The sequence below is a fragment of the Cryobacterium sp. M91 genome (genome assembly GCF_002929615.1).
GTDB classification, from domain to species: domain Bacteria; phylum Actinomycetota; class Actinomycetes; order Actinomycetales; family Microbacteriaceae; genus Cryobacterium; species Cryobacterium levicorallinum.
This window is the reverse complement of sequence record NZ_PJJT01000090.1, coordinates 239,909-263,388: the sequence shown is the minus strand read 5'-3', so window position 1 is coordinate 263,388 and position 23,480 is coordinate 239,909. Positions and strand designations below refer to the sequence as shown.

The window sequence follows — 23,480 nt, the reverse complement described above, 5'->3', positions numbered from 1 at the left end:
GCGTACAAAAAAACCCCGTTTGACCGGGGTTTTCGTGTTTCTTCAAACGCTGTGTGGGCGATACTGGGATCGAACCAGTGACCTCTTCCGTGTCAGGGAAGCGCGCTACCGCTGCGCCAATCGCCCAAGATTCTGGGAATTACGGTGTCTCTGCAATACAGTTCTCGGCGAATGCACCAGGAATTGAGGTGGATACGGGATTCGAACCCGTGTTAACGGCTTTGCAGGCCGCTGCCTCGCCTCTCGGCCAATCCACCAGTTGGGTTCATACCAAACGAATTGGAACCGCACCCAAAGGTGCGATTCCAGTTCATTCGAGCGGATGACGAGATTCGAACTCGCGACCCTCACCTTGGCAAGGTGATGCGCTACCACTGCGCCACATCCGCAACTGTTCGCATTTCTGCGTACTCAGAGACTCTAGCTGAATAGCCAGACGGAAACCAAACCGAGGCTTTTACGGCGTGTTGCGCGGGGTGGCGTGGGTGGGGTGCGGGCGGCGCGGGAGTTGCGCCAGGAGTAAGCGCCCTGGCCACAACACTCGCGCAACACGCTGCGCTGGACCTGCGCCAGTTCCGCCGTCTCCCGCGCAGCGGCGAAGCTCCCGCGCAACGTGGCTGTGCCGTCGAGCTGGTGCGGGGGTGGCCCGCGCCACACCGCGAGCGGCGTCGATGTGCGGCGACCCGCCAGTCTGGGCTAGTATCAAAAGTCGCACCAGCAACTTTGGTTTGTGGTGTGAGTGCAATTGGGCGATTGGCGCAGCTGGTAGCGCGCTTCCTTCACACGGAAGAGGTCGTGGGTTCAAGTCCCGCATCGCCCACCGCGAATACACGAAAAGCCCCGAGAAATCGAGGCTTTTCGTGGTTAAGTCGCCTGATTCACGCCGTCCTCAGGCAGCGACGTTGACCACGGCGACCTGGGCGAGGCGGGCCTTCGCAGCGTGCTCGACCAGATTGGAACCGTACTGACGAACCGGCCTGCCGTTCAATTTCACGTATTCGAGTTCAACGGCTTGGTCAACTCGCGATCGCGCAACCAGCAAAAACTGCGCCGTCAGCCGCTCGATAATTTCGTGGATATTCTGCCGTTCCGTGCGTTTCTCCATGGAACCAGTGTCCAGCGGCCCATCTCGCTTACGCACCCCCTGTGCGTGTTCCTCCCGAAGCACGCCGTCGCACGGTGGCATTTACTCGCCGCCCCAGCTATCCAGGGCTGCTCGGCAGACACCTAGTCTGAGACGCATGGACCTGCTCCTCGACATCTGGCAGCGCATGACGACTCCGCACGCCGCGCTCGCCCCCCTCACCGCGTGGCTGACCGTGGCGGCGGCCGCGGCTATCGTGTTTTTTCCGCCGGTATGGCGCCTGGCCCGGCACGCCATCACCATCGTGCACGAGGGCGGCCACGGAGTCGTCGCGGTGGTCTGTGGGCGGCGGCTGGGCGGCATCCGCTTGCATTCGGACACCTCAGGACTCACCGTGAGCCGCGGTCGCCCGAGCGGGCCGGGCATGATCTTCACCCTGTTGGCCGGTTACCCCGCCCCCGCGCTGCTCGGCCTTGGCGCTGCCTGGCTACTCAGCCGGGGGTACGACCTGGGATTGCTCTGGGCGTTGCTCGCGGCGCTCGCGCTACTGCTCGTGCAGATTCGCAACTGGTTCGGGCTCTGGTCAGTCGCCGTCACGGGTGCCATCGTCTTCGGTGTCTCTTGGTTCGGCACGCCGCAGGTACAGGGCGTGTTCGCCCTACTGGTCACGGCATTTCTCCTGCTCGGTGCGCTGCGCACGTCCCTCGAGCTGCAACAGTCCCGGTCGCGCAGGGCCGGGACATCGTCTGACGCCGACCAGCTGGCTCGGCTCACCCACATTCCAGGGCTGTTCTGGGTGGCCGTCTTTCTCGGCGTCCAACTGGGCTGCGTTACGCTCGCCGCGATACTGCTGGGTTTTCTTCAACCCTGAGCGCTGCGGGCAGCCAATCGTGACAGGCTTAATCACATGACAAATATTGCAATCATCGGCGGGCACGGAAAAGTTGCCCTCCACCTGGCCCGTCTGCTCACGACTGCCGGCCACGAGGTCAGCTCCCTCATCCGCAACCCCGAGCATGCCGCCGACGTTTCGGCGACCGGCGCAACCCCCTTGCAAGCGGATGTCGAGAATCTGTCCACCGATCAGCTCACGACCCTCCTGGCCGGCCACGACGCCATCGTGTGGTCCGCAGGGGCCGGCGGGGGAAGCGCTGAGCGCACCTATGCGGTCGACCGAGATGCGGCCATCCGCTCAATGGTCGCCGCAGCGCGGGCCGGCATCTACCGTTACGTGATGGTCTCCTATAAGGGATCGCGCGCCAACCACGGTGCCTCCCCCGACGACGGCATGTTCGCCTACTACGAGGCCAAGGCGGCAGCCGACGACTACCTGCGAGCAACCTCACTGAACTGGACCATCCTCGGACCGAGCGCGCTGACCCTCGACGCCGCGAGCGGTTCCATCATGGTGGGGTCCGACGGCACGGGCGGCGACACCTCACGCGAGAACGTCGCGCTCGTCGCCGCAGCCGTGCTCGCGAGCGACAACAGCATCGGCAAGTTCATTGAGTTCACCGACGGCGACGTTCCCGTTGGTGAGGCCATCGCCGCCGTCCACTAGCGGCCCTGGGAAATCAGAACCCGAAGTCTCCACCGAAGTCGCCGCCGCCGAAATCTCCTCCAGCGTCTCCACCGGAGTCGCGGCCCGAATCGGCGTTGGTCTCGCTGTTCGCGTCGGCACCGGCATCTGTGCCGCCACCGTCCATCGGCATGAAGGAGCTGACCAGCGCCGATCCGATGACGAAACCGGCGACCGTACCGAGCAGTGATCCGCCGACCATGCTGCCAAAGCCCATGCCGTTCTGGTTTCCGAAGGTACGGGTGAGCGTGCCCGGCTCGCGGAGCTCGGCCCGGGTCGCCGCCTGGGCCAGGTGGGCCGGTGCGGCATCCGCTGGACGCTCACTCGGTTCGAGGTTCTCGGTGAGCTGGCGAAAGAGAATATCGCGCTGTTCCTCGGTCAATTTGGAGAACGCCTCGGTGTGCACCTTCTCGATGGTCTCGGGCGGTGCGGTGCGCAGCAGGTACTGGTAGCGCTCGACGGCGATCTCATCCTCACTGCGGACCGGAGCGCTATTCGACCGCACTGGCCGATCGTCGGTGGGTGCCTGCTCCTTGCGGCCGAGCAGAAAATCAAGAAATCCCATGGTGAACTCCTTCAGTATCGTGGTCGATCAGAACATTTTTTCAGAACTCTCTGAGTACGCCCACCCGGTCAGTTGCCCCGTCCGAACCAGGTCGTCACGCCGGGCGAGTAGAGCACAGAGTCGGGAGCGCGATCGGCCAGACCGGGGAAACCGGCTGCGGCCAGCAGGGTGTCGTCAATACTCAGGAGCTCGGCACGGTATAACGGCCACGGCTCATGATGGTTGCGCAGGTGCACGATGCGACCACGGATGCTTGTGAACAGGGCCCAGCGCGCGGTCAAAAAATCGGCCAACGGGTCATCCAACACGGCGACTGAACCCGGCCGAGCCACCACCTCGGTGTGCGCGGTCCGGTCGCGGTGGCGCGTCGCGGTGTACCGGTACTGTTCGGAATCAACCGAGAGCCGCGTGCGCGACCAGATGTAGGGCAGCGAGAACAGCGCACGCGCCGCGAGCACGGCAGCGAGGCGGCTGGCCTCCAGCGATACGAACACAACGCCGCGACGCCCCCGGGCGTCAACGGCGTAGAGGCGCACGTTTACCTCGACAAAGGTGCCGAAGTACGGAATCGGCGGGCTCCCGAGAACGGTCGCGCGATCGAGGACGAACGGGATCAGGCCCACCCAGCTCGATCCGTCATGCTCATCGGGAACCAGGCCGCTGGGCAGGAGCGGCGCGATCAGCGCAGCATCCACTCGCCAATGCAGAAACACCAGGTGCGACCAGCGCTGGCTGGCCACGGCCCGCCCGGCCAGGGGCGGTGCGATCGTGGAGATGGGCAAGGACTCTGCTGGAGTCACCGCTGTCCTTTCGGGCCGACGTCGGTAGTCGGTTCACGATACTTCAGTTTGGCGTGCCCCGCGCCTGTTGATCGGCCGGGAAAGCACGCGGGGCGCCGGCTGCGCTCAGCAATCGCGAAGGAGGCCTGTGTAACCATGAACAATACGAGATCGTGACCAAACAACACGTGCAGCATCAACTAAGGGAGACGAATGCCAGGCTCAACCGCGCTCGACCTCTTGCTCATTCTGTTGTTGGTCGTCGCCCTCGTCAACGGCTACCGCAGCGGTCTGTTGCGCAGCCTGACCGGCATAATCGGCGCGGTCGCCGGTGGATTCGCCGCCTTCTTCGTGGTACCGCTGGTCGGCGGCTGGATTCCCGCGCCGGAATGGCGCACCCCCGGCACGATCGCCGTGGCCGTTCTGCTCGTACTCATTGGACACTCGGTCGGTGCTTCCGCCGGCAGCATGGTCGGCCGCAAATCGAAGCGTTCCCCGCTCGGTACGATCAACCGCGTACTCGGTGCAGCCTTCGCTGCGGTCGCCTCGGCGCTCGTGGCGTCGATGGTCGCGTTTAGCATCGGTGCCCTGGGCATACCATTCCTCTCCCCCGCCATCGCTGAATCTACCGTGGTGTCCCGCATCGACTCGGCGACCCCTGACCGGGTCAAGGCCCTCCTCGCGCAACTTCGCTCCGTTGCGGTGTCCCAAGGTCTGCCGCGCATCGTCGACGCCTTCACCGGCCCGACACCGGATGCTGCCCAGGCCGACACCAGCAGCCCGGCCCTGGCCGTGGCCGCGCAGTCCGTCGTACGCATCACCGGAACGGCCTACGCCTGTGGCCAGAGCCAGTCGGGCAGCGGATTCGTGGTGTCCGACGGCCGCGTCATCACCAACGCCCACGTCGTGGCCGGGGTGAACCAGCCCGTGATTGAGACGCCGTCCGGTGAGGCTTTGGCCGGGGAAATCGTCTACTTCGACCCGGTCGATGACCTCGCCGTCATTTCGGTGCCTGGACTCGGCGCAGCCCCACTCACTGTCGGCGCCGATCTTTCCGCGGGCAGTGGCGCGGTCGCCGACGGGTACCCCTTCGGCGGCCCGTACGTCTCCGACCCGGCCCAGGTTATCTCGCTCGGCACCATCAGCGTCGCCGACATCTACGGCCAGGACCCGACGCCGCGCCAAGTGTACACCGTGGCGTCCGACGTGCAGCAGGGCGAGTCGGGCGGTCCGCTGCTGAGCGAGTCCGGCCTCGTCGTGGGCGTCATCTTTGCCAAGGCGTCCAACACCGACAATGTCGGCTACGCGCTCGCGCTCGATGAGGTTCAGCCGGTCATCAACGAGGCACCGGGCCGGAACGCCCCGGTCTCGTCCGGCACCTGCGTTCGCGGCTGAGTCAGCGGCATCCGCTCACCCGCAGTTGCGGCAGTACCCGCGGTATCCATTCGCCGCAGTTCGGTGAGCCCGCGGCATCCGTTCACCCGCCGCATCCGTTCACCGGCGGCACCGTGGGCGGGTACGCAGAAAGGCGGTACCGAAGCGGATGATCCCGCTTCCGTACCGCCCGTTACCCGACCAGTCGGGACTGTTCAAAGCCTAGACACGCTCGAGGGCGTAGCCCTCCTCACCATGGACGCTGGTGTCGATTCCGGCCAGTTCATCTTCGTTCTTGATGCGGAAACCGATGGTCTTCTCGATCGCGAGACCAAGCAGGTACGCGATGACGAAGGAGTAGACGAGGACCGAGAAGGCCGCGATAGCCTGCACGGCGAACTGACCGAGGTCGCCACCGGTGAACAGGCCGGTACCGATGGCGAAGAAGCCGAGGTACAGGGTGCCGATGATGCCGCCGACGAGGTGGATGCCGACCACGTCGAGCGAGTCGTCGAAGCCGAGCTTGAACTTGAGTTCGATGGCGAGGGCGCAGACGGCACCGGCGACGGCACCCAGCAGCAGCGCCCAGCCGGGCTCGAGGTTGGCGCAGGCCGGGGTGATGGCGACAAGTCCGGCAACGGCACCGGATGCTGCACCGACCGAGGTGGCCTTGCCGTCCTTGAACTTCTCGACCAGCATCCAGGCGAGGATGGCCGCTGCGGTGGCACCGAGGGTGTTGACGACAATGATGCCAACGTTGGCGAGGCCGTTGAGCCATTCGGCGCCGGCGTTGAAGCCGAACCAGCCGAACCAGAGAATGGAGGCACCGATGAGCACGAGCGGCACGTTGTGCGGCTTGGTGATGCCCTTCTGAAAGCCGACCCGCTTGCCGAGAACCAGCGCGAGGGCGAGAGCAGCTGCACCGGCGTTGATGTGCACCGCGGTGCCGCCGGCGTAGTCGATGACGCCCGGGAGGCTCAGCGTCTCACCCAGTTTCATGATCCAGCCACCGCCCCAGACCCAGGCCGCGACAGGGAAGTAGACGAGGGTCGCCCAGACACCGGCGAAGATCATCCAGGACCCGAACTTGGCCCGGTCGGCGACCGCGCCACTGATCAGGGCAACGGTGATGATGGCGAAGGTGGCACCGTAGGTGGCACCGAGCAGATCGATGCTGCCGGTCTCGCCCATGGCGAGCTGGCCCAGGCCGAAGTCCGAGAACGGGTTTCCGGCGAATTGAGTGGGGCTGCCGACAGCGCTCATGTTGAAGCCATAGAGGATCCAGAGGACGCTGATGAGACCCAATGCGCCGAAGCTCATCATCATCATGCTGATGACGCTCTTGGCCTTGACCAGTCCGCCGTAGAAGAAGGCGACACCCGGTGTCATAAACAACACCAGTGCGGTGGCTGTCAGCCCCCATGCAATGCTTCCGGTATCCATAGATTGTCCTCACGCGTTTCGAATGTGCAGGGTGTAACGCGAAGTGAGCCACCTCGGATACGAGTCAAGTATCTGAGGTGGCCGTTACAACAAACGTTCCGACGTGTTTCGTGCCGGTTACGAGCCTGAGTGAATTGTTAACGCCACGTTTCGTGCGTCGTGCGCGGTGAATGTGCGCTAATCGGTGTGCGGCGGTAGCTCACCGGTGGTGAGGGCGACCATACGCGACTGGGAGCGCTGGTATTTCTTGCGGTAGCCGCCCGCCATCATTTCGTCGTCGAACACCTCGTTGAGTGGGCGCCCGCTCGCGACGATGGGAATTTCAGCGTCGTAGACGCGGTCGATGAAGGCCACGAGGCGAAGGGCATCCGTTTGATCGGTCAGCAGGTACACCCCGCGTATGGCGATGACCTCGACGTCGCGAATGACCTTGACGTACTTGGAGGGATGCACGGTGCCGAGGTGGCGCATGAGGGCACCGAAGTCGTCTTCGGTTACCTTCGAACCGCGCTGAAGGAGGGTATTCACCAGGTGTTCGCGGGCTTCGGGTTCGACGGAGACGGCCTGGCCGGACACGTTGCGACGACGGTAGTCGAGCCCGTCGATGCGCAGGGTCTCGAAGTTGGCGCTCATTGCGGAAATCTCCCGCAGAAAGTCCTGCGCGGCGAACCGGCCCTCGCCGAGCGAGTTCGGCGGGGTGTTCGACGTGGCGGCTACCCGGGTGCCGGTGGCGACGAGTTCGCCGAGCAACCGGGTCATCACCATGGTGTCGCCCGGATCGTCGAGTTCGAACTCGTCGATGCAGATGAGCTTCGCGCTGCGCAGCTCCTTGATGGTTTCCTGGTAGCCGAGCGCACCGACCAGCGCGGTGTATTCGATGAAGGTACCGAAATACTTGGGGCCGGTCGCCGCATGCCAGAGCGCTGCGAGCAGGTGGGTCTTGCCGACGCCGAAACCGCCGTCGAGGTAGATGCCGGGCAGGTCTTCCTTGGCCTGACGGCGGCGGGAGAAGAACCCGGCCGGGCGGGGGTTAACGAATTCGGTGAGTTTCTCGACCGCGGACATCTGCGACGGATAGTCATGGTCGGGGCGGTAGTTCTCAAACGAGGCGTGTTCAAACTGGGGAGGCGGCACCAGCTCGGCCACGATTTCGCGACCGGTGATCGTCGGCGTGCGGTCGGCGAGTTGCGGAACCGTGTGCTGTGCCTTTTCGTGGGCCTCTGGTGCCATGCTGAAACGCCCGTTCTCGTTCTTCGTTCTGCGAAATGCGCGGTGTAACCAAAATGCGCAGTGTGCCGGCACCGCGTAGGTTTAACTGGTGGGCATCGATAAGCCTAATCCGCGGTCAACCCGACTTGCGAATGCATCCGCTGCCCACCTGGAGGTTACATGTCTGCCCCGTTCGACACGACCGAGAAATTCGCCGCCTACGCGCACCCCTCGAAACTGGTTTCCACGCAGTGGCTGGCCCAACACCGGGGCGATGCCGGTCTCGTGGTGGTCGAGTCCGACGAAGACGTGCTGCTCTACGAAGTCGGCCACATTCGAGGCTCGGTCAAGATCGACTGGCACACCGATCTCAACGACAAGGTCAACCGCGACTACATCGACGGCGCCGCCTTTGCCGCCCTGCTGTCGAGCAAGGGAATCGCCCGCGACAGCACCGTCGTCATCTACGGGGACAAGAGCAACTGGTGGGCCGCCTACGCCCTCTGGGTCTTCACCCTGTTCGGTCACGACGACGTGCGCCTGCTTGACGGTGGCCGCGAGAAATGGCTCGCCGAGGAACGCGAGATGACCACGGACGCCTCGAACGTCACCCCTACCGACTACCCCGTCGTCGAACGCGACGACGCTCCCATTCGGGCGTTCAAAGACGACGTACTCGGCCACTTCGGACAGCCGCTCATCGACGTGCGCTCCCCCGAGGAATACAGCGGAGCCCGCACGACGATGCCCGCCTACCCGGAAGAGGGTGCCCTGCGCGGCGGCCACATTCCCTCGGCCGCCTCTGTGCCGTGGGCTCGCGCTGCAGACACCGACTCGACCTTTCGCTCGCGCAGTGAACTCGACGCGATCTATCGGGATGAGGCCGGACTGACCGACGGCGACGACGTGATCGCCTATTGCCGCATCGGCGAACGCTCCAGCCACACCTGGTTTGTGCTGACCCACCTGCTCGGTTTCGAGAATGTGCGCAATTACGACGGATCCTGGACCGAGTGGGGCAACGCCGTCGCCGTGCCGATCGCCGTCGGCACCGAGCCGGGCGACGCCCCGGCTCCGGCACCTCGCCGATGACCGCGGACCTGCTGGCCGAGATTCGGGAGGATTTCCTCGCCCTCGAGCAGAAGGACCGACTGCTGTTGCTGCTCGAGTTCGCCAACGAACTTCCGGAACTTCCGCAGAAGTTTCAGGATCACCCCGATCTGCTCGAACGCGTCGTCGAATGCCAGTCGCCGGTCTTCATCTTCGTTGAAGTGGATGCCGATGGTTTGTTCCACCTGCACGCGACGGCTCCCCGCGAGTCACCCACCACCCGCGGCTTCGCGTCGATCCTCGCGCAGGGTCTCGACGGCCTGAGCGTGGAGCAGGTGCTGGCCGTTCCCGATGACTACCCGCAGTCGATCGGACTCAGTGAGGCCGTCTCACCGCTGCGCCTGCGCGGCATGAGCGCGATGCTCGGCCGGGCCAAACGTCAATTGCGGGAGCGTGTGGCTGCGTGACGCTCGGCGCGGTTAACGCTGCGTTAACCGCGCCAGCCAGCCGGCGATTTCGGCGTCCCAACGGCCGGGGTCGTAGTTCCACAATTTGGTGTGGCGCGCCTCGGTGAACGCCACGAAGGTCACCGAGTCGGGCCGCCGGTCGGCGAGGCGGCGCGACCCGGTGACCGGAACGAAACCGTCATCGTCGCTGTGCAGCAGCAGAATGGGCCGGTGCAGGTCACATGCGCGCGCCACGAAGTCGAGCCGCCCAAAGTCGATCGGCGCTCCGAGTCCGGTCAGCCGTTGTCCCTGCCGTGACCCCATCAGCGCGACTGCTCCGCGGGCGATCTGCCTCGGCAGCCGGCGATCGATGGCCTGTGCGGCCACGACGTCGGCCCAGTCGATCACGGGAGATTCCAGCACCACCCCGACGATCAGCGGCGCCTGTGCGCTGCGGGTGAGGGCCTGCAGGCAGATCGCTCCCCCCATCGACCAGCCCATCAGCACGACGCTGGTCGCTCCCTGGTCAGCGGCAAAGCTCATGGCCGCATCGACGTCGGCCCACTCCGTGTCGCCCAGCCCGTAGCGCCCGTCGGGGCTGGCCGGGGCGTCCCCATCGTTGCGGTAAGAGACGAGCAGCGACGTGTAGCCGGCCGCTCGAAACACGGGCACCGCCCGCAGCGCCTCCTCCCGGCGTACCGCCCGGCCGTGCACCTGGATCACCCAGCGACCACCCGCAGCTGCGGCATCCGCTGGAATGAGCCAGGCAGGGGCCGGGCCAAGTGCGGTCGGGACGGCGACACTGTGCCAGGGGAAGCCGAGATCGTCGGGGCCGGTGTAGAGCCAGCCGCTGAACCGGCCGCGCCGGGCGGCCTGGAGGTCGCCGTAGTCCACAGCGAGGATACGCCGGGTGACGGTGGCGGCCGTTCGATCGGTGATCGCGCCGACGCGGGCGTGGCCGGTGTCGTTGCCAAAGAAAAAGCTGTAGTCGCCCGGGAGCACCGAATCACGGTGCCGTTGCAGGGTGATCAGGCCGCGCCCGAGGTCGACCGCGAACACCCGCGTGTCATCCGCGCGTTTGGCCGGGGGTGTGATGATGGTTTTGGCCATGACCGCGGCGAGAATGGCGCTGGTGGCGAGACCGACGACGGCCGCACCGGCGACGGCCAGGCCCGTGACGGCCAGGATCGGCCCCAGAATCGACCGCTGCGCAGCCTCTGCGCGCCCGTTTGGGGGCTGTGCCTCGTTCACCCGCACCTCCAACTGGTCGGCGTGCCTCACGGACAACACCCAGAAAAAACTCTAGTCTGCAGACGTGCCCGAAACAGATCAATCGCTGCCCGTGGAGTTTGCCGCGGCTTTGTCAATGATTCGTCGCGCGACGAGTCGGGCCGAATTAGTCGTCACCGAGATTTCCGCGCCGGCCCAGCTTGCACCGTATTCCTTCGCCCTGGCGGCCAATATCACGCCGATGCGACCCGGCAAAGACTCCGAGCTCGGAACCGGCCGATTCATTCTGCTGTACGACCCGGATGAACCCGAGGGATGGAACGGTGCTTTTCGCGTCGTATGCTTTGCGCAGGCACCGCTCGAGGTAGAAATCGGACTCGATCCCTTTCTGGCCGAGGTCACCTGGGCCTGGCTGGTCGACGCCCTGAACTCCCGCAAGGCCAAGTACACCGCGGCGTCGGGAACGGCGACTAAAATAATCTCGTCAGGCTTTGGCGAACTCGCCAAACAGGGAGATGGCGCGCAGATTGAGCTGCGCGCGTCGTGGACACCCCTGGATCACAATCTCACCGCCCACGTCGAGGGGTGGGGCGAGCTGCTCTGCATGCTCGCCGGACTCCCTCCCGCTGGGGAAGGAGTCAGCATGTTGTCAGCACGCCGAGCAGCCCGTGGCTGAATCGCAATCCAACCAGACCATCGCTCTGCACCGGGTCGTGGATACCCGCGAGGCCTACCTCGCCGCCACGGCCGCCCTGGCGGCCGGGAACGGGCCGGTCGGGGTCGACGCGGAGCGGGCATCCGGTTTCACCTACTCGCAACGCGCCTATCTGATTCAGATTTACCGTCGCGGTGCCGGAACGTTTCTGTTCGACCCGCCGCCGATCGGCGATTTCAGCGAGCTGAACGAGGCCCTCGCCGACACGGAGTGGATTCTGCACGCCGCCAGCCAGGACCTCGCCTGCCTGCGTGAGGTCGGGCTTGACCCGGCACGCATCTTTGACACCGAGCTCGCTGCCCGGCTGCTCGGTATCCCCCGCGTCGGCCTGGGCACCGTGGTGGAAGAGCTCCTGGGCATCCACCTCGCCAAGGAACACTCCGCCGCGAACTGGTCAACCCGGCCGCTGCCGGAATCGTGGCTGGTCTACGCCGCCCTCGACGTGGAGCTACTGCCCGACCTGCGCGACCGCATGGTCGGTCTGTTGGTGGAATCCGACAAGACCGACATCGCCGACCAGGAATTCGCCGCCACCCTGGCCAAGGAGGCCAAGGCCGCCCGCGTCGACCCGTGGCGCCGACTGTCCGGCCTGCACTCGCTGCGTGGCCAGCGCAACCTCGCCGTCGCTCGGGAACTCTGGCTGGCCCGCGACGAGTTCGCCCGCGACGTGGATGTCTCCCCCGGCCGTCTGGTTCCCGACGCCTCCCTGCTCGCCGCGGCACGGGTGCTTCCCGCGACCCGCCAGGCGTTGTCCGACCTGCGCGAGTTCAACGGGCGGTCGAGTCGCAACGAACTCGACCGGTGGTGGGCCGCCATTCAGCGTGGCCGCGTCACCACCGAGTTGCCACCGCTCAAGGCGAGCAACGACACCCTCCCGCCACCACGCGCCTGGGCCGACCGCAACCCCGAGGCGGACGTGCGCTACAAGGCGGCGAGGGCTGCGCTGCAGACCGTCAGCGACGAGTTGGCGATTCCCCTGGAGAACCTGCTGACCCCGGACTTTCTGCGTCGGGTGGCGTGGACGCCGCCGGAGCCGCTGGATGCGGCATCCGTCGGAGAAGTGCTAACCCAGTTGGGGGCGCGACGCTGGCAAGTTGACGTGACTGCACAATTTATAGCGGATGCTTTTGTAGCAGTTCCACAAGTTGCCGATCCCGTGTCGGATCTGGAGTCGTAGGATCCGGCAAACGATTCGGGTGGGAAATTTCACCACCCTAGGATCGAAACGACCTGACAGGTCGATTCGAATCTGATCCAACACTTACTGGAGGCATTGTGGCCGAGAGAGCAGAAGTCGTCTTTGTGGACGGGGTTCGCACCCCGTTCGGGCGCGCCGGCGAAAAGGGCATGTACTGGAATACCAGAGCCGATGACCTCGTGGTCAAGGCGATCATCGGGTTGATGGAACGCAACCCGGGGGTACCCCCGGAGCGTATCGACGACGTTGCGATCGCTGCCACAACGCAGACCGGCGACCAAGGCCTGACCCTTGGTCGCACGGCTGCACTGCTGGCCGGGCTGCCGAAATCGGTGCCCGGATTCGCGATCGACCGTATGTGCGCCGGGGCGATGACCGCGGTGACCATGATGGGGTCCTCGATCGGTTTCGGTGCCTACGACCTCGCCATCGCCGGGGGCGTCGAGCACATGGGCCGTCACCCGATGGGGTTCGGGGCCGACCCGAACCCGCGATTCCTGTCCGAGCGTCTGGTCAGCGAAGACGCCCTCAGCATGGGAGCGACCGCCGAACGCATTCACGACCGGTTCCCCGAATACACCAAGGAACGTTCAGACCGGTTCGCGCTGCGCAGCCAGCAGAAGGTCGCCGCGGCCTACGAAGCTGGCACGATTCAGCCCGACCTGATTTCGGTGGCGACCCGCAGCGAATCAGGGTGGGGCCTGGCGACGCGCGACGAAGCGCCGCGCCCGGAGACGACCATGGAGGGACTCGCAGGCCTGCGCACTCCCTTCCGCTCCCACGGACGGGTCACCGCCGGCAACGCCTCCGGGCTCAATGACGGCGCATCCGCCTGCCTGCTGGCCAGCGGCGCCACCGCCAAGGAGCTTGGCCTCGGCGTGAAAATGACCATGACGAGTTTCGCCTTCGCCGGCGTCGAACCGGAAGTCATGGGCCTTGGCCCCGTGCCCTCCACCGAGAAGGCGCTGCGCAAGGCCGGCCTGTCGATCACCGACATCGGCCTGTTCGAGCTCAACGAAGCCTTTGCCGTGCAGGTGATCTCGTTCCTCGACCACTTCGGCATCGATGACGAGGATCCGCGCGTGAACGAATACGGCGGAGCGATTGCGCTGGGACATCCACTTGCCAGCTCGGGCGTTCGCCTGATGAACCAGCTGGCCCACCAGTTCGAGCGCCACCCGGAGGTGCGCTACGGCCTCACCGCCATGTGCATCGGTCTCGGCCAGGGTGGCACCGTGATTTGGGAAAACCCGCACTTCAACAAGAAGGCAGCGAAGCGATGACCAACTACGATTCTCTCGATTTCAGCTCGCTCGTTGGGATCTCCGCTGATGAGGTCGTCACGCACTCGTTTGTGCGCGACGTGCCACTGGATGCCGGCCGTACCCTCGCCCTAGTGACCCTGGACAACGGGCGTGACCACACCCGGCCGAACACGCTCGGCCCGGTTACCCTGCTCGAGTTCGCCGCCACCATGGACGAGCTGAAAGCTCGCGCCGGGCGCGGCGAGATACACGGCGTCGCCGTCACCGGCAAGCCGTTCATTCTCGCCGCCGGAGCGGACCTCAGCAAGGTAGCCGAAATCCCCTCGCTCGACACCGGCAAGCTGCTCAGCCAGCTCGGCCACCACGCCCTCGGCAAGCTTGACACGCTGGGTGTGCCGTCGTTCGTCTTCATCAACGGACTCGCACTCGGTGGCGGGCTCGAAATCGGCCTCAACGCGGGCTACCGCACGGTCGACGCGGCTGTGCCGGCGATCGCATTACCCGAGGTCTTTCTCGGCCTGATCCCCGGCTGGGGTGGCTCCTACCTGCTGCCCAACCTGATCGGCATTGAGAATGCCCTGAAGGTCATCATCGAGAACCCGCTCAAGAACAACCGTACCCTCACCGGAGCGGATGCCCTCGCGCTCGGAATCGCGGACGTCATGTTCACGTCGGCGCGGTTCCTCGAAGATTCCATCGCCTGGGCCGACGGGGTGATCGCCGGTACCACGAAGGTGTCGCGTCCAAACGCGCCCGGCAAGATCGAACGCCTGGTCAAGTGGGACGTTGCCATCGGCATCGCCCGCAAGATGCTGGTGAACCGCATCGGTGAGGTCGCGAAGTCCCCCTATGTGGCGCTCGATCTGCTGCAGGCCGCCAAGAGCGGCAGCCGCGCCGAGGGCTTCGAGCGCGAAGATGAGGCTCTGGCCGGTCTCATCGCCGGTGACCAGCTGCAGGCGAGCATCTACGCCTTCAACCTCGTGCAGAAACGGGCCAAGCGACCGGCCGGCGCGCCGGACAAGAAGCTCGCCCGCTCCATCACTAAGGTCGGCGTTATCGGCGCTGGCCTGATGGCCAGCCAGTTCGCGCTGCTGTTCGTGCGGCGACTCAAGGTCCCCGTCGTCATCACCGACCTCGACCAGGCCCGCGTCGACAAGGGTATTGCGTACATTCACGGTGAGATCGCGGCCCTTGAGGCTAAGAATCGCATCTCCTCCGACGAGGCCAACCGGCTGCGCGCGCTCGTCACCGGTACGACCGACAAGTCGTTGTTCTCCGATGCCGATTGGGTGATCGAGGCCGTCTTCGAGGAACTCAGTGTCAAGCAGAACGTGTTCGCCGAGATCGAGAAGTTCGTATCGCCGGAGGCGATTCTGGCGACGAACACATCGTCGCTGTCGGTCGAGCAGATCGGGTCGAAGCTTGCCCACCCGGAGCGCCTGGTCGGCTTCCACTTCTTCAACCCGGTCGCGGTCATGCCACTGATCGAGGTGGTCAACGCCCCGCAGACCGACCAGGTCACCCTCGCCACGGCCATGCTCATCGCCGGCAAGTTACGCAAGAATGCGGTGATCACCCGGGACACGCCCGGCTTCGTGGTCAACCGCGTACTCGCCAAGCTGCTCGGTGAAGCGATGCACGCCGTCGACACCGGAACCCCGTTCGAGGTCGTGGAGGCCGCCGTGGCGCCGTTCGGGCTGCCGATGAGCCCGTTCGAACTGCTCGAGCTGGTCGGCCTCACCGTGGGCGCTCACGTGCTCGACACGCACCATGCGGCGTTCCCCGACCGGTTCTTCGAGAGCGACAACCTGCACAAGCTTGCCGAACATGGCAAGATCCTTGAGCGGGACGGAAAGGGCCGCCGTACCGGCTTCGACAAGGGTGCACTGAAGATCGTCGCCGGCGGCAGCACCCCGATGACCGCCGAGCAGATTCTGCAGCGGGTCGAAGACGGTCTGGTCGACGAGATCAAGCGGATGCTGGACGACGACGTGGTGCACGCAGCCGAGGACATCGACCTGTGCATGATCCTCGGCGCCGGCTGGCCGTTCCAGATGGGCGGGATCACCCCGTACCTCGACCGAGTCGGCGCGAGCGAGCGGGTCTTCGGCGGCACCTTCCACACCCCGGCAATCCGCGGCATCGGTGCTGCCGTCGGGGCGACATCCGCTCAAATATAGCGAGAACGGGGCCGGGTCATTGACCGGGCCCACCTTATGGTCGCGGGCCCAGTTTATAAGCTGGGCCCGCGGACGGGGCCCGGGCCCCGTCTGCGTTCTTAGGGCCTGTAAATCAACAACACGCGTAGTTCAGGGTTGATCTGCTGGGCTTACGGTGTAGTTCCAGTCGCCGTGGAAGTCGTGCCTGGTGAGGTGTTGGGTTTCTAGGTCTGCCATCTCGCGGTCGGTGATCTTGATGCCTTTGGGGTAGATCGTGTCGTCGAGTCCGGCGGTGACGGTAAGGCCGGTGCGGGTGGTGGTACCGGCGATGAGGTCGACGATGACTTCGTGGCTGGTTAGCGGCTGGCCACGCCAGTTCATTGAGATCTGGGCGAACAGGCGGTGTTCAATTTTGTTCCACTTGGAGGTGCCCGGTGGGAAGTGGCAGACGGTGATCGACAGCCCGGTCTGGGTTGCCAGCTCGGCCAGTTCACGTTTCCACAGCCGCGGCCGGTAACCGTTGGAACCTCCGCCGTCGGCGGTGATCAGCAGCCGGTCGGCTTGGGGGTAGGCCAGGGCGCCGACCTTGTCCCACCAGCGGCGGATCGACTCGACCGCGAACGCGCCGGTGTCATGGTCGGATCCCACCGACACCCAGCCGGTGTTGGCAGCCATGTCGTACACGCCGTAGGGCGTGACTTTGCCGTGTTCCCCCTTGAAGTCGTAGACGTTGGTCGCCACCGGCTCACCGGCCGGCTGGTACTCCCGGCCGCCGTTGCGGAAGTTGCCGACCAGTTCCTTCTTCTTGCCGTCCACACTGATCACCGGCTGGCCGGCCGCTATGTGCTCTTCGGCCGCGGCGTTGATGTGGGCGAACTGGGCATCCCGGTCCGGGTGACGGCCACCCTCGATGGTCTTGGCGTTGCCTTGCAGGCTGAAGTTCTCTCTTCGTCCCGCGAGAGCGCAAAAAGCACCCGTTTGGATGGTCCAAACGGGCACTTTGTGCGCTCTCGCGAGCTGGTGGAACCTAGTCGCTTGTGATGGCCAGGTCGGGAGTGGCCGGACTTCATCGCCGAGGTGAGGATCTCGGGCAGTCCCGGCTCGTAGAACGGCGGCTTGCCCGCGGCGAGCTGCTCGATCTTGCGGGCATCGAAGTCGATGCCCACCACCTCGTGCCCAGCTCGGCCATGGCCGATGCGTGTACGGCCCCGAGGTAGCCACAGCCAATAACGGACAGCTTTATGCGATTGTCTCCACCCCTGAAGCCGAGCCACGGCCGCACGGCCGCCGGCCCAACGCGAAATGGCCCCGCACGTGAGTGCGGGGCCATTTCGCGTGAACATTGGTGGCGGTTAGGCCAGGAACCTCTTACGCGTTCGCGCGCTGGCGGCGAACGATGCTCAAAACGACGACGAGCGCGATGCCGAGCATGAGAGCGCCGGCGGCACCCCAGATGAGCAGCAGGGGTGCTTCGTAGCCGGTGTGGGCGAGGCCCGTGCCGGTTCCAGCGTCAACCGCGGCGACCGTGAGGGTGGCCGTTCCGATCGTGGTTCCGTCGGTTCCGGTGACGGCGTAGGAGCCGCTCGCGTCAGACGGGAGGGCAACGTTAAGCGCGATTCCGCCGTTAGCGTCAGCAGCCTTGACGAACGTGGCGGTGGATTCGGCCTTGAAACTCGACAGCGTCGCGGGCCTGCCCGCACCGGTCACACCGAAGGTGACCTGCGCGCGAGGCTTGAAAGCCTTATCGAAGTTAATGGTGACGGTGGCACTGGCCGCGGAGTTGCCTGAGACGGTGATGCGCTCTTTCGGAACGTACGCGGCAGCGTTTGCCGCAGCCGCAGCCGCAGCCGCAGCCGGAACAGCGAAGAGCGCGGGAGCAGAGCAAAACGCTGAGTGGCACGAGCCCCTTCCATTAAACCAGAAGCTGACATATCCTCACATCACGACTGCTGGGTTACCCGAACTCACTGGTCAGAGGTTGTGACCAGCGCCGTCACGGCCCCAACTCGAGCTGCGCAGAAAAAACCCTATGAGTGCAACGAAGTTCTCAATCCGTGCCTGGCTACGACGTGAGTTTCTGACGCCTCTGGACGTGATGTACGAGCATATCGACGATCACCTTCAGGACGAATACGTTCCCGTCCAAGACGCGACGGCTCCCAAATAGTCGAGCACAACAGCTACGGCCGACCGAGCCCCAGGTGTTGTCCTGTGGATCTCCTGACCAGTGACCAAGCCACTCCGCCCTGATTCGTTCCAGCTCATGGGTCCGGCTTGACTTCAGCGCACCAATAACGCAGTTACAGGGAAACCAATGAACATTTCTATGAGAGCTCGCGTCGGCATGGGGGTGGTGCTCGCCTATGGCGGCACGGCCTGGCTCCACGGGCTTCACGCAGCCTCTGCCCAGCAAGCCTGGAGTTCGGGCACCTCAGTGTTGCACTTCCTTCGGGACGGGACATTGTCGCTTTTGCTAGTGGTGCCGGCCGTCCTGATCGTGTTCGCGATGATCGCTCGCCTGCGGCCGGCATCTCGGATGATCTCCTTGGCTCGCGCCACGGTCGCAGTCGTCGCTGTCACCACGGCTGTGTTCATGTCCGGTGCGATCGGCCACACGCTGCTCTTCCCCTCCGAGCATGCCTCCGCCGCCCACGCGGTTGCCTCAGCTGTCGCACCGGCTGCCCAGGCAGCTCCTGACGCCAGTGACGCACTTGGTGCTGTCCCGCCCCCTGGCGCGCCAGGTGCCCCAGTCGCTGCCGCGACCAAGCCCGGGTTCCACCCACACCAGCCCTCGGCGGCGTGGTTGGCCAAGACGGGCCAAGCCAATGGCTCCGCCGAAGCCGCTGCCGACCCGCACGCTGCACACAACGGTGCAGCCTCTTCCTCTGGCACTACTGGGGCAGCGGTAGCCGAACCGGCCACGGGCGGCCACATGGAGGCGACCTCGGGTGCTGCGCTCTTCGAGCACGGAGCCATCGAGGCCGCTCGCGTATTCCCGGTGCTTCTGCTCCTCGCCCTGGCAGGCCTCGTCCTGGGCATGCGCCGAAGCGATGATGTGACCGGTGGGTATGCCCCGACGCCGGCACGGCGTGCCCGGTCTGTCGTGGCCTCGACGCCACGCCGATCTCGCCTGGTCATCGCCGTGGCGGCGGGCGGTGTCGTCGTGATGACGACTTCCGCTCTGATGGGTTCCTCTGCGGCAACAGCTGTCATTGGCGATCCGATCACCCCGGCCAACGGGGTCTGCCCGGCCGGTGCCCGCGCTATTGAGTACGACCTGGCCGCCTTCCAGGTGACCATCCCTCTCAACGGCTGGGGCGACAAGCTGCCCAACGGCCTGATGTATGCCCTCAAGAACGCCGACGCAAGGGTGAACAAGGAAAAAATCCTTGCCAACCCCAACCTCACCCAGCCGCTCGTCGTGCGCGCCAACGTCGGTGACTGCGTGTCCGTCAAGGTGCGCAACGACATCGCGGGCCGGCGAATCGGCCTGTCCACTCAAGGCCTCGTTCAAGCGGACGTGAAGACCTCCGACGGCGCGCGGGTGGGCCTAAACCCGGACACGACCATCGCCACGGGCACCGAGCGCACCTACACCTGGTACGCCGACCGGGAGGGCGAGGCGCCGCTGTACGACAACACCAACCTCGACCCGAACGACCCGAAGCACACCACCGTCCAGAACGGCCTGTACGGCGCGGTCGTCGTGCACCCGAAGGACTCGACCTGGCACAATCAGATCACCGGGGCCGACCTGCTCACGGGCGGGCGCGCCGTCGAGTCCCAGCTGTTCGCCGACATCCGGGCAGGCGGGGCCTCGACCCGTTCGGCCGTCATGATCTTCCTCGACGAGAACGAGGGCGTCCTGGACCGGGACGATAAGCAACCGACCTTCCCGACGACCGGGCTGAAGGACTCGACCTTCGGCATCAACTACCGCTCGGAGCCGCTGCGCAACCGGCTGCGGGCCATCCTCGAGCACCGTGGGACCGTCACTCCGGAGAACCCGGGTGGCGTGGCCAAGACCATCACGCTCCCCAACGGCAAGACCTATGCCCCAAGTGACAACTTCTGCAACGGCTACGTGCCCGAGCTCGGCAAGGTCGTCGACGACCCCGGCGCCAAGTGCCTGGGCGAGGAGTCCCACCTGCAGTCGTGGGTCTTCGGCGACGAGGGCAAGCTAACCCGAACCGTCGACGGCGTGAAGGTGACCGATTCGGACAACCTGATCCCGAAGGGATACGTCGGTGACCCGCTGAAGTTCCACGTCGTCCACCCGGGTGCCAAGGAGACCCACCCATGGCACCAGCACACCCAGCGCTGGAACGCCGACCCGAAGAACCCGAAGTCACCGCTTAATGACGTCCAGTCGTTTGGCCCACATGAGGCTCGGGAGCTGAAGATTGAGGGAGGTGCCGGCGGCACCCAGGGCACGGTCGGTGACACGATCTTCCACTGCCACCTCTACCCGCACTTCGCCCAGGGTTTCTGGGGCCACCTGCGGATCTTCGACAAGTTGCGAGACGGCACGGCACAGTATGCCGACGGCACGCCCCTAGAAGCACTGCAGGAGCTGCCGAACCGGGCAGGCGCCACGGCGGCCCCGACCGCAACCCAGCCCGGTTTCCCACTGTTCGTCAAGGGTGACGTCGGCCAGCGTGCCTACCGTCCGCCGAACGCGGTGGTCAAGGATACCTTCGCTGCTATCCGTCGCCCCGGCGACGCCCCCCGGGGCCCGACCGCGCTTGAGGCCGCAGGGATGCCTGCTCTTGACCCGACCAAGCCCGGCAACGGCTACATCGACCCGTGCCCGACAACTGCACCGACACGGGTTTACCGGCCACACGTCATCGACACCCCGATCACCTACAACTCCGCGGGCTGGAAGGACAGGCAGGGAAGGGTCTACGTGGAGGAATCCGATGCGGTCGCTGTGCGGACAGGACAGAAGGCACCCGAGCCGTACACCATCCGGTCCAGGGTTGGTGAGTGCGTTCAGCTGTTCACCACCAACGACCTGCACCTCGACGAGAATCCCAACGTCCCCCTCGACCACGTGAACCGCCTCGACGGTGATTACATGGCCACCGAGGAGACGTCCGAGGTCTCGACACACGTGCACCTGGTCAAGTTCGACGAACTTGCCTCCGACGGCACCAGCGTGGGCTGGAACTACAGTTCCTCGGCGATGCCTGGCCAGACCTACGGCTATCGGTGGTTCGTGGACACAGCCTTGCGGACGACCTTCTTCCACGACCACCAGTACGCCAACCTGCACCAGCAGAAGGGCCTCTATGCCGCGATGAACGTCGAGCCCGCTGACGCCACGTGGCACGATCCGAAGACTGGTGCTGCCACGAACGGGGTCGGCCCCATGGCCGATATCCGCTCAGCCAGCGGCCCGGACTTCCGGGAGATGACCATTTTCTACTCCGACCGAACGCCCATGTGGAAGGACAACGGCACTGGTCCACCGATCAACCCACCTTCGGCACCGGACAACTACGGCCAGGACCAGGGCGGCTACTCGATCAACTACAAGAATGCCCCGTTCCAGATCCGGACGAAACCTGGGGTTATGGGCGCTAAGGGCGACCCCGCATACACCTACTCATCCGCGGTCAACGGCGATCCCGATACGCCGCTCCTGAGGGCGTACTCGAAGGACCCTGTGGTCATCCGCAACGTCGCTGGCTCCCACGAGGAGATGCACGAGTTCAACCTTCACGGTCACCGTTGGCTGAATGAGCCGGACAACCCCCTGTCTCGGACGGTCGACACCCAGACCCTCTCGCTCGCGGAGTACTTCAACTACGAGCTGCAAGGCTCGCAGGTGGTCAAGACCAACCCCGGTGCTTCAGCAACAGTCGCCAAAGCCTCGAACAGCGTCGCCAACGGCACCCCGTCGATCCTGCAGGACGGCGCCGGTTCCCCCGGTGACTACCTGTATGGCTCCCCGTTGCTTGAGGACCAGTGGATGGGGATGTGGGGTCTGTTCCGGGTCCCCAAGAACGCGGTCTCCGACCTCCAGCCGCTGCCCGACCGGGCAGCTCCTGGAATTGGCGACGCGTGGCCAGCCCTCAAACCCGGTGACGCGCTCAAGGTTGCCCCAACCGGAACGCTGAGTTCGGTCACCCCGTGCCCGACAGGGTCCAGGGCGGTCGCTGTCAACGTGTCGGCCATCGCCAAGGACATCGTGTACAACGTGAAGTCAGGTGACCACGACCCGTACGGCACGATGTTCGTGCGGAGCGAGGATGTGACTAAGGTTCGCACGGGTGCCATGAAGACCGAGCCCCTGGTGATCCGAGCAAATGTGGGTGACTGCGTCACGGTGACGCTCAAGAACGAGCTGCCGAAGACGCCCGCCGCACACACCGGTGACCTACCGTTGCCTGCGGACGTGACGAACTTCCCACGTTCCAACCGGGTATCCATGCACCCAAACCTGTTGACCTACAATGTCATTGACTCCGACGGGGCGACGGTCGGGTACAACTACGACCAGACCGTGGCGCCAGGAGTTACGACAAAGTACACGTGGTATGTCCATGCCGCGGTCGAGGACGGCGCAGCGAACCTGCTCGACTTCGCTGACCGGCGTGGGAGTCGCCACCACGGGTCCTACGGGTCGCTGTTGATCGAGCCAAAGGGCTCGACATACGTCAACCCCAACTCCGGGGTTGCGATCACCTCGGGCGCACAGGCCAACGTCACCTACACCGACGCCGCCGGCGTCAAACGCAGCTTCCGCGAGGCTGTGCTCAACTGGGTCGACGGTCTGATCCTGCGAGACAAGGCCGGGGCCATCCTCCCCTACCCAGCGGAGGGCGAACCCAGCGACCAGGGGCACCGGGGCATTAACTACACGACCGAGCGTTTCGCCCCTCGCCTGGCGAAGGACCCAGAGGTGGCCAACGTCATGTCGTCGGTGGTGCACGGCGACCCGGCCACACCGCTCGTGCGGGCCTATGTCGGAGACGAGACGCACCTGCGGCTCGTATCGGGTGGTGACCGCGACCGGGCACACACCTTCAGCCTGAACGGGCACGGGTGGCGCTACCAGCCAAGCGACCCGAACGCGATGATCAAGACAGCCGAGGGCGGTTTGCTCACAGGCAACGCCTTCAACTACAACCTGCTCGGTGGGGCCGGTGGACTCCAGAAGCTTCCCGGGGACTACCTCTACCGGGACGGCGGTCTGGAGAACCAGGTCAACCAGGGCCTATGGGGCATCTTCAGGGTGGAGGGCTCGCCCAAGGCGGACCTTAAGCCTCTCCAATAGTCCACCCATTGTGAGAACAGGTTGAGAACGTGAGCCGGCGGCACCTCGGGTGCCGCCGGCTCACGCGCGTTGCTGGACGCGCTGGACCCAGGGGTGCCA

General features: G+C 65.2%; 17 protein-coding genes, 4 tRNA genes and 2 pseudogenes. 11 read left to right on the top strand and 12 right to left on the bottom strand.

Annotation, left to right across the window (positions count from 1 at the left end; all coding sequences use genetic code 11):
* Window positions 1-54 precede the first annotated feature (54 nt).
* The 3 genes from CXY80_RS16895 to CXY80_RS16885 form a co-directional block, all read right to left on the bottom strand.
* A tRNA-Val gene (locus tag CXY80_RS16895) sits at window positions 55-126 on the bottom strand.
* Between the two features lie 60 nt (window positions 127-186).
* A tRNA-Cys gene (locus CXY80_RS16890) sits at window positions 187-257 on the bottom strand.
* Window positions 258-317: 60 nt separating this feature from the next.
* Window positions 318-389: transfer RNA gene (locus tag CXY80_RS16885), tRNA-Gly, on the bottom strand.
* A gap of 358 nt (window positions 390-747) precedes the next feature.
* On the opposite strand from CXY80_RS16885, the gene CXY80_RS16880 reads away from it, so the two are divergent.
* A tRNA-Val gene (locus tag CXY80_RS16880) sits at window positions 748-820 on the top strand.
* A gap of 69 nt (window positions 821-889) precedes the next feature.
* On the opposite strand, the gene CXY80_RS16875 is transcribed toward CXY80_RS16880, so the two are convergent.
* Complete coding sequence (locus CXY80_RS16875; protein WP_092449126.1) at window positions 890-1,105, bottom strand: three-helix bundle dimerization domain-containing protein; 216 nt, start codon at window positions 1,103-1,105, stop codon at window positions 890-892.
* 136 nt (window positions 1,106-1,241) lie between these two features.
* On the opposite strand from CXY80_RS16875, the gene CXY80_RS16870 reads away from it, so the two are divergent.
* Together CXY80_RS16870 and CXY80_RS16865 are read left to right on the top strand one after the other, a co-directional pair.
* Entirely contained in the window at window positions 1,242-1,955 is a 714-nt protein-coding gene (locus tag CXY80_RS16870) for a M50 family metallopeptidase (RefSeq protein ID WP_092449127.1), read from the top strand.
* A 36-nt stretch (window positions 1,956-1,991) separates the two neighbouring features.
* A complete protein-coding gene (locus CXY80_RS16865) occupies window positions 1,992-2,645 on the top strand; it encodes an SDR family oxidoreductase (protein WP_092449128.1) in 654 nt (217 codons plus the stop codon).
* A gap of 13 nt (window positions 2,646-2,658) precedes the next feature.
* On the opposite strand, the gene CXY80_RS16860 is transcribed toward CXY80_RS16865, so the two are convergent.
* Both CXY80_RS16860 and CXY80_RS16855 read right to left on the bottom strand, forming a co-directional pair.
* The gene (locus CXY80_RS16860) at window positions 2,659-3,228 is read right to left on the bottom strand and encodes a hypothetical protein (protein WP_104133153.1); all 570 of its coding nucleotides are present in this window, start codon (window positions 3,226-3,228) and stop codon (window positions 2,659-2,661) included.
* A gap of 68 nt (window positions 3,229-3,296) precedes the next feature.
* Entirely contained in the window at window positions 3,297-4,028 is a 732-nt protein-coding gene (locus CXY80_RS16855; protein ID WP_104133152.1) for a YqjF family protein, read from the bottom strand.
* 192 nt (window positions 4,029-4,220) lie between these two features.
* Between CXY80_RS16855 and CXY80_RS16850 the strand changes: the two genes are divergently transcribed.
* Complete coding sequence (locus tag CXY80_RS16850; RefSeq protein WP_104133151.1) at window positions 4,221-5,402, top strand: MarP family serine protease; 1,182 nt, start codon at window positions 4,221-4,223, stop codon at window positions 5,400-5,402.
* Between the two features lie 201 nt (window positions 5,403-5,603).
* On the opposite strand, the gene CXY80_RS16845 is transcribed toward CXY80_RS16850, so the two are convergent.
* Window positions 5,604-6,824 carry an ammonium transporter gene (locus CXY80_RS16845; protein ID WP_092449132.1) on the bottom strand — a complete coding sequence of 407 codons (1,221 nt, stop codon included), beginning with the start codon at window positions 6,822-6,824 and terminating at the stop codon, window positions 5,604-5,606.
* A 177-nt stretch (window positions 6,825-7,001) separates the two neighbouring features.
* Window positions 7,002-8,054 (bottom strand): cell division protein ZapE, encoded by a 1,053-nt coding sequence (zapE, locus tag CXY80_RS16840; RefSeq protein ID WP_104133150.1) that lies wholly within the window; start codon window positions 8,052-8,054, stop codon window positions 7,002-7,004.
* 159 nt (window positions 8,055-8,213) lie between these two features.
* On the opposite strand from zapE, the gene CXY80_RS16835 reads away from it, so the two are divergent.
* Window positions 8,214-9,125 carry a sulfurtransferase gene (locus CXY80_RS16835; RefSeq protein WP_092449134.1) on the top strand — a complete coding sequence of 304 codons (912 nt, stop codon included), beginning with the start codon at window positions 8,214-8,216 and terminating at the stop codon, window positions 9,123-9,125.
* Window positions 9,122-9,550: a SufE family protein gene (locus tag CXY80_RS16830; protein ID WP_092449135.1), complete on the top strand. Its 429-nt coding sequence runs from the start codon at window positions 9,122-9,124 to the stop codon at window positions 9,548-9,550. The genes CXY80_RS16835 and CXY80_RS16830 overlap by 4 nt, the downstream gene beginning before the upstream one ends.
* Window positions 9,551-9,562: 12 nt before the next feature.
* Here the strand turns inward: CXY80_RS16830 and CXY80_RS16825 are convergent, their stop codons facing one another.
* Complete coding sequence (locus CXY80_RS16825; RefSeq protein ID WP_233195435.1) at window positions 9,563-10,819, bottom strand: S9 family peptidase; 1,257 nt, start codon at window positions 10,817-10,819, stop codon at window positions 9,563-9,565.
* A gap of 76 nt (window positions 10,820-10,895) precedes the next feature.
* On the opposite strand from CXY80_RS16825, the gene CXY80_RS16820 reads away from it, so the two are divergent.
* The 4 genes from CXY80_RS16820 to CXY80_RS16805 all read left to right on the top strand — a co-directional run bounded on the left by CXY80_RS16820 (window position 10,896) and on the right by CXY80_RS16805 (window position 16,117).
* Window positions 10,896-11,435 (top strand): DUF3000 domain-containing protein, encoded by a 540-nt coding sequence (locus CXY80_RS16820; RefSeq protein ID WP_092449193.1) that lies wholly within the window; start codon window positions 10,896-10,898, stop codon window positions 11,433-11,435.
* 19 nt (window positions 11,436-11,454) lie between these two features.
* Window positions 11,455-12,651 carry an HRDC domain-containing protein gene (locus CXY80_RS16815; RefSeq protein WP_104133204.1) on the top strand — a complete coding sequence of 399 codons (1,197 nt, stop codon included), beginning with the start codon at window positions 11,455-11,457 and terminating at the stop codon, window positions 12,649-12,651.
* Window positions 12,652-12,749: 98 nt separating this feature from the next.
* Window positions 12,750-13,955 carry a thiolase family protein gene (locus CXY80_RS16810; RefSeq protein ID WP_092449136.1) on the top strand — a complete coding sequence of 402 codons (1,206 nt, stop codon included), beginning with the start codon at window positions 12,750-12,752 and terminating at the stop codon, window positions 13,953-13,955.
* Window positions 13,952-16,117 carry a 3-hydroxyacyl-CoA dehydrogenase NAD-binding domain-containing protein gene (locus tag CXY80_RS16805; RefSeq protein ID WP_104133149.1) on the top strand — a complete coding sequence of 722 codons (2,166 nt, stop codon included), beginning with the start codon at window positions 13,952-13,954 and terminating at the stop codon, window positions 16,115-16,117. The genes CXY80_RS16810 and CXY80_RS16805 overlap by 4 nt, the downstream gene beginning before the upstream one ends.
* A gap of 141 nt (window positions 16,118-16,258) precedes the next feature.
* On the opposite strand, the pseudogene CXY80_RS16800 reads toward CXY80_RS16805, so the two are convergent.
* From CXY80_RS16800 to CXY80_RS16790, 3 genes and pseudogenes are all read right to left on the bottom strand, one after another.
* Window positions 16,259-17,266, bottom strand: a pseudogene (locus CXY80_RS16800) (ISAzo13 family transposase); the annotation flags it as partial.
* Window positions 17,212-17,439, bottom strand: a pseudogene (locus CXY80_RS20845) (hypothetical protein); the annotation flags it as partial. The pseudogenes CXY80_RS16800 and CXY80_RS20845, both read right to left, overlap by 55 nt.
* A gap of 25 nt (window positions 17,440-17,464) precedes the next feature.
* Entirely contained in the window at window positions 17,465-17,803 is a 339-nt protein-coding gene (locus CXY80_RS16790) for a hypothetical protein (protein WP_104133147.1), read from the bottom strand.
* Window positions 17,804-18,410: 607 nt separating this feature from the next.
* On the opposite strand from CXY80_RS16790, the gene CXY80_RS16780 reads away from it, so the two are divergent.
* Entirely contained in the window at window positions 18,411-23,381 is a 4,971-nt protein-coding gene (locus CXY80_RS16780; RefSeq protein ID WP_104133145.1) for a multicopper oxidase domain-containing protein, read from the top strand.
* The last annotated feature ends 99 nt before the right edge of the window (window positions 23,382-23,480 follow it).

Bases quoted from the DNA above. Each gene is read 5' to 3' on its own strand.
- CXY80_RS16875 (WP_092449126.1), bottom strand. From the start codon at position 1,105: ATGGAGAAACGCACGGAACGGCAGAATATCCACGAAATTATCGAGCGG.
- CXY80_RS16870 (WP_092449127.1), top strand. From the start codon at position 1,242: ATGGACCTGCTCCTCGACATCTGGCAGCGCATGACGACTCCGCACGCC.
- CXY80_RS16865 (WP_092449128.1), top strand. From the start codon at position 1,992: ATGACAAATATTGCAATCATCGGCGGGCACGGAAAAGTTGCCCTCCAC.
- CXY80_RS16860 (WP_104133153.1), bottom strand. From the start codon at position 3,228: ATGGGATTTCTTGATTTTCTGCTCGGCCGCAAGGAGCAGGCACCCACC.
- CXY80_RS16850 (WP_104133151.1), top strand. From the start codon at position 4,221: ATGCCAGGCTCAACCGCGCTCGACCTCTTGCTCATTCTGTTGTTGGTC.
- CXY80_RS16845 (WP_092449132.1), bottom strand. From the start codon at position 6,824: ATGGATACCGGAAGCATTGCATGGGGGCTGACAGCCACCGCACTGGTG.
- zapE (WP_104133150.1), bottom strand. From the start codon at position 8,054: ATGGCACCAGAGGCCCACGAAAAGGCACAGCACACGGTTCCGCAACTC.
- CXY80_RS16835 (WP_092449134.1), top strand. From the start codon at position 8,214: ATGTCTGCCCCGTTCGACACGACCGAGAAATTCGCCGCCTACGCGCAC.
- CXY80_RS16830 (WP_092449135.1), top strand. From the start codon at position 9,122: ATGACCGCGGACCTGCTGGCCGAGATTCGGGAGGATTTCCTCGCCCTC.
- CXY80_RS16820 (WP_092449193.1), top strand. From the start codon at position 10,896: ATGATTCGTCGCGCGACGAGTCGGGCCGAATTAGTCGTCACCGAGATT.
- CXY80_RS16805 (WP_104133149.1), top strand. From the start codon at position 13,952: ATGACCAACTACGATTCTCTCGATTTCAGCTCGCTCGTTGGGATCTCC.
- CXY80_RS16780 (WP_104133145.1), top strand. From the start codon at position 18,411: ATGAACATTTCTATGAGAGCTCGCGTCGGCATGGGGGTGGTGCTCGCC.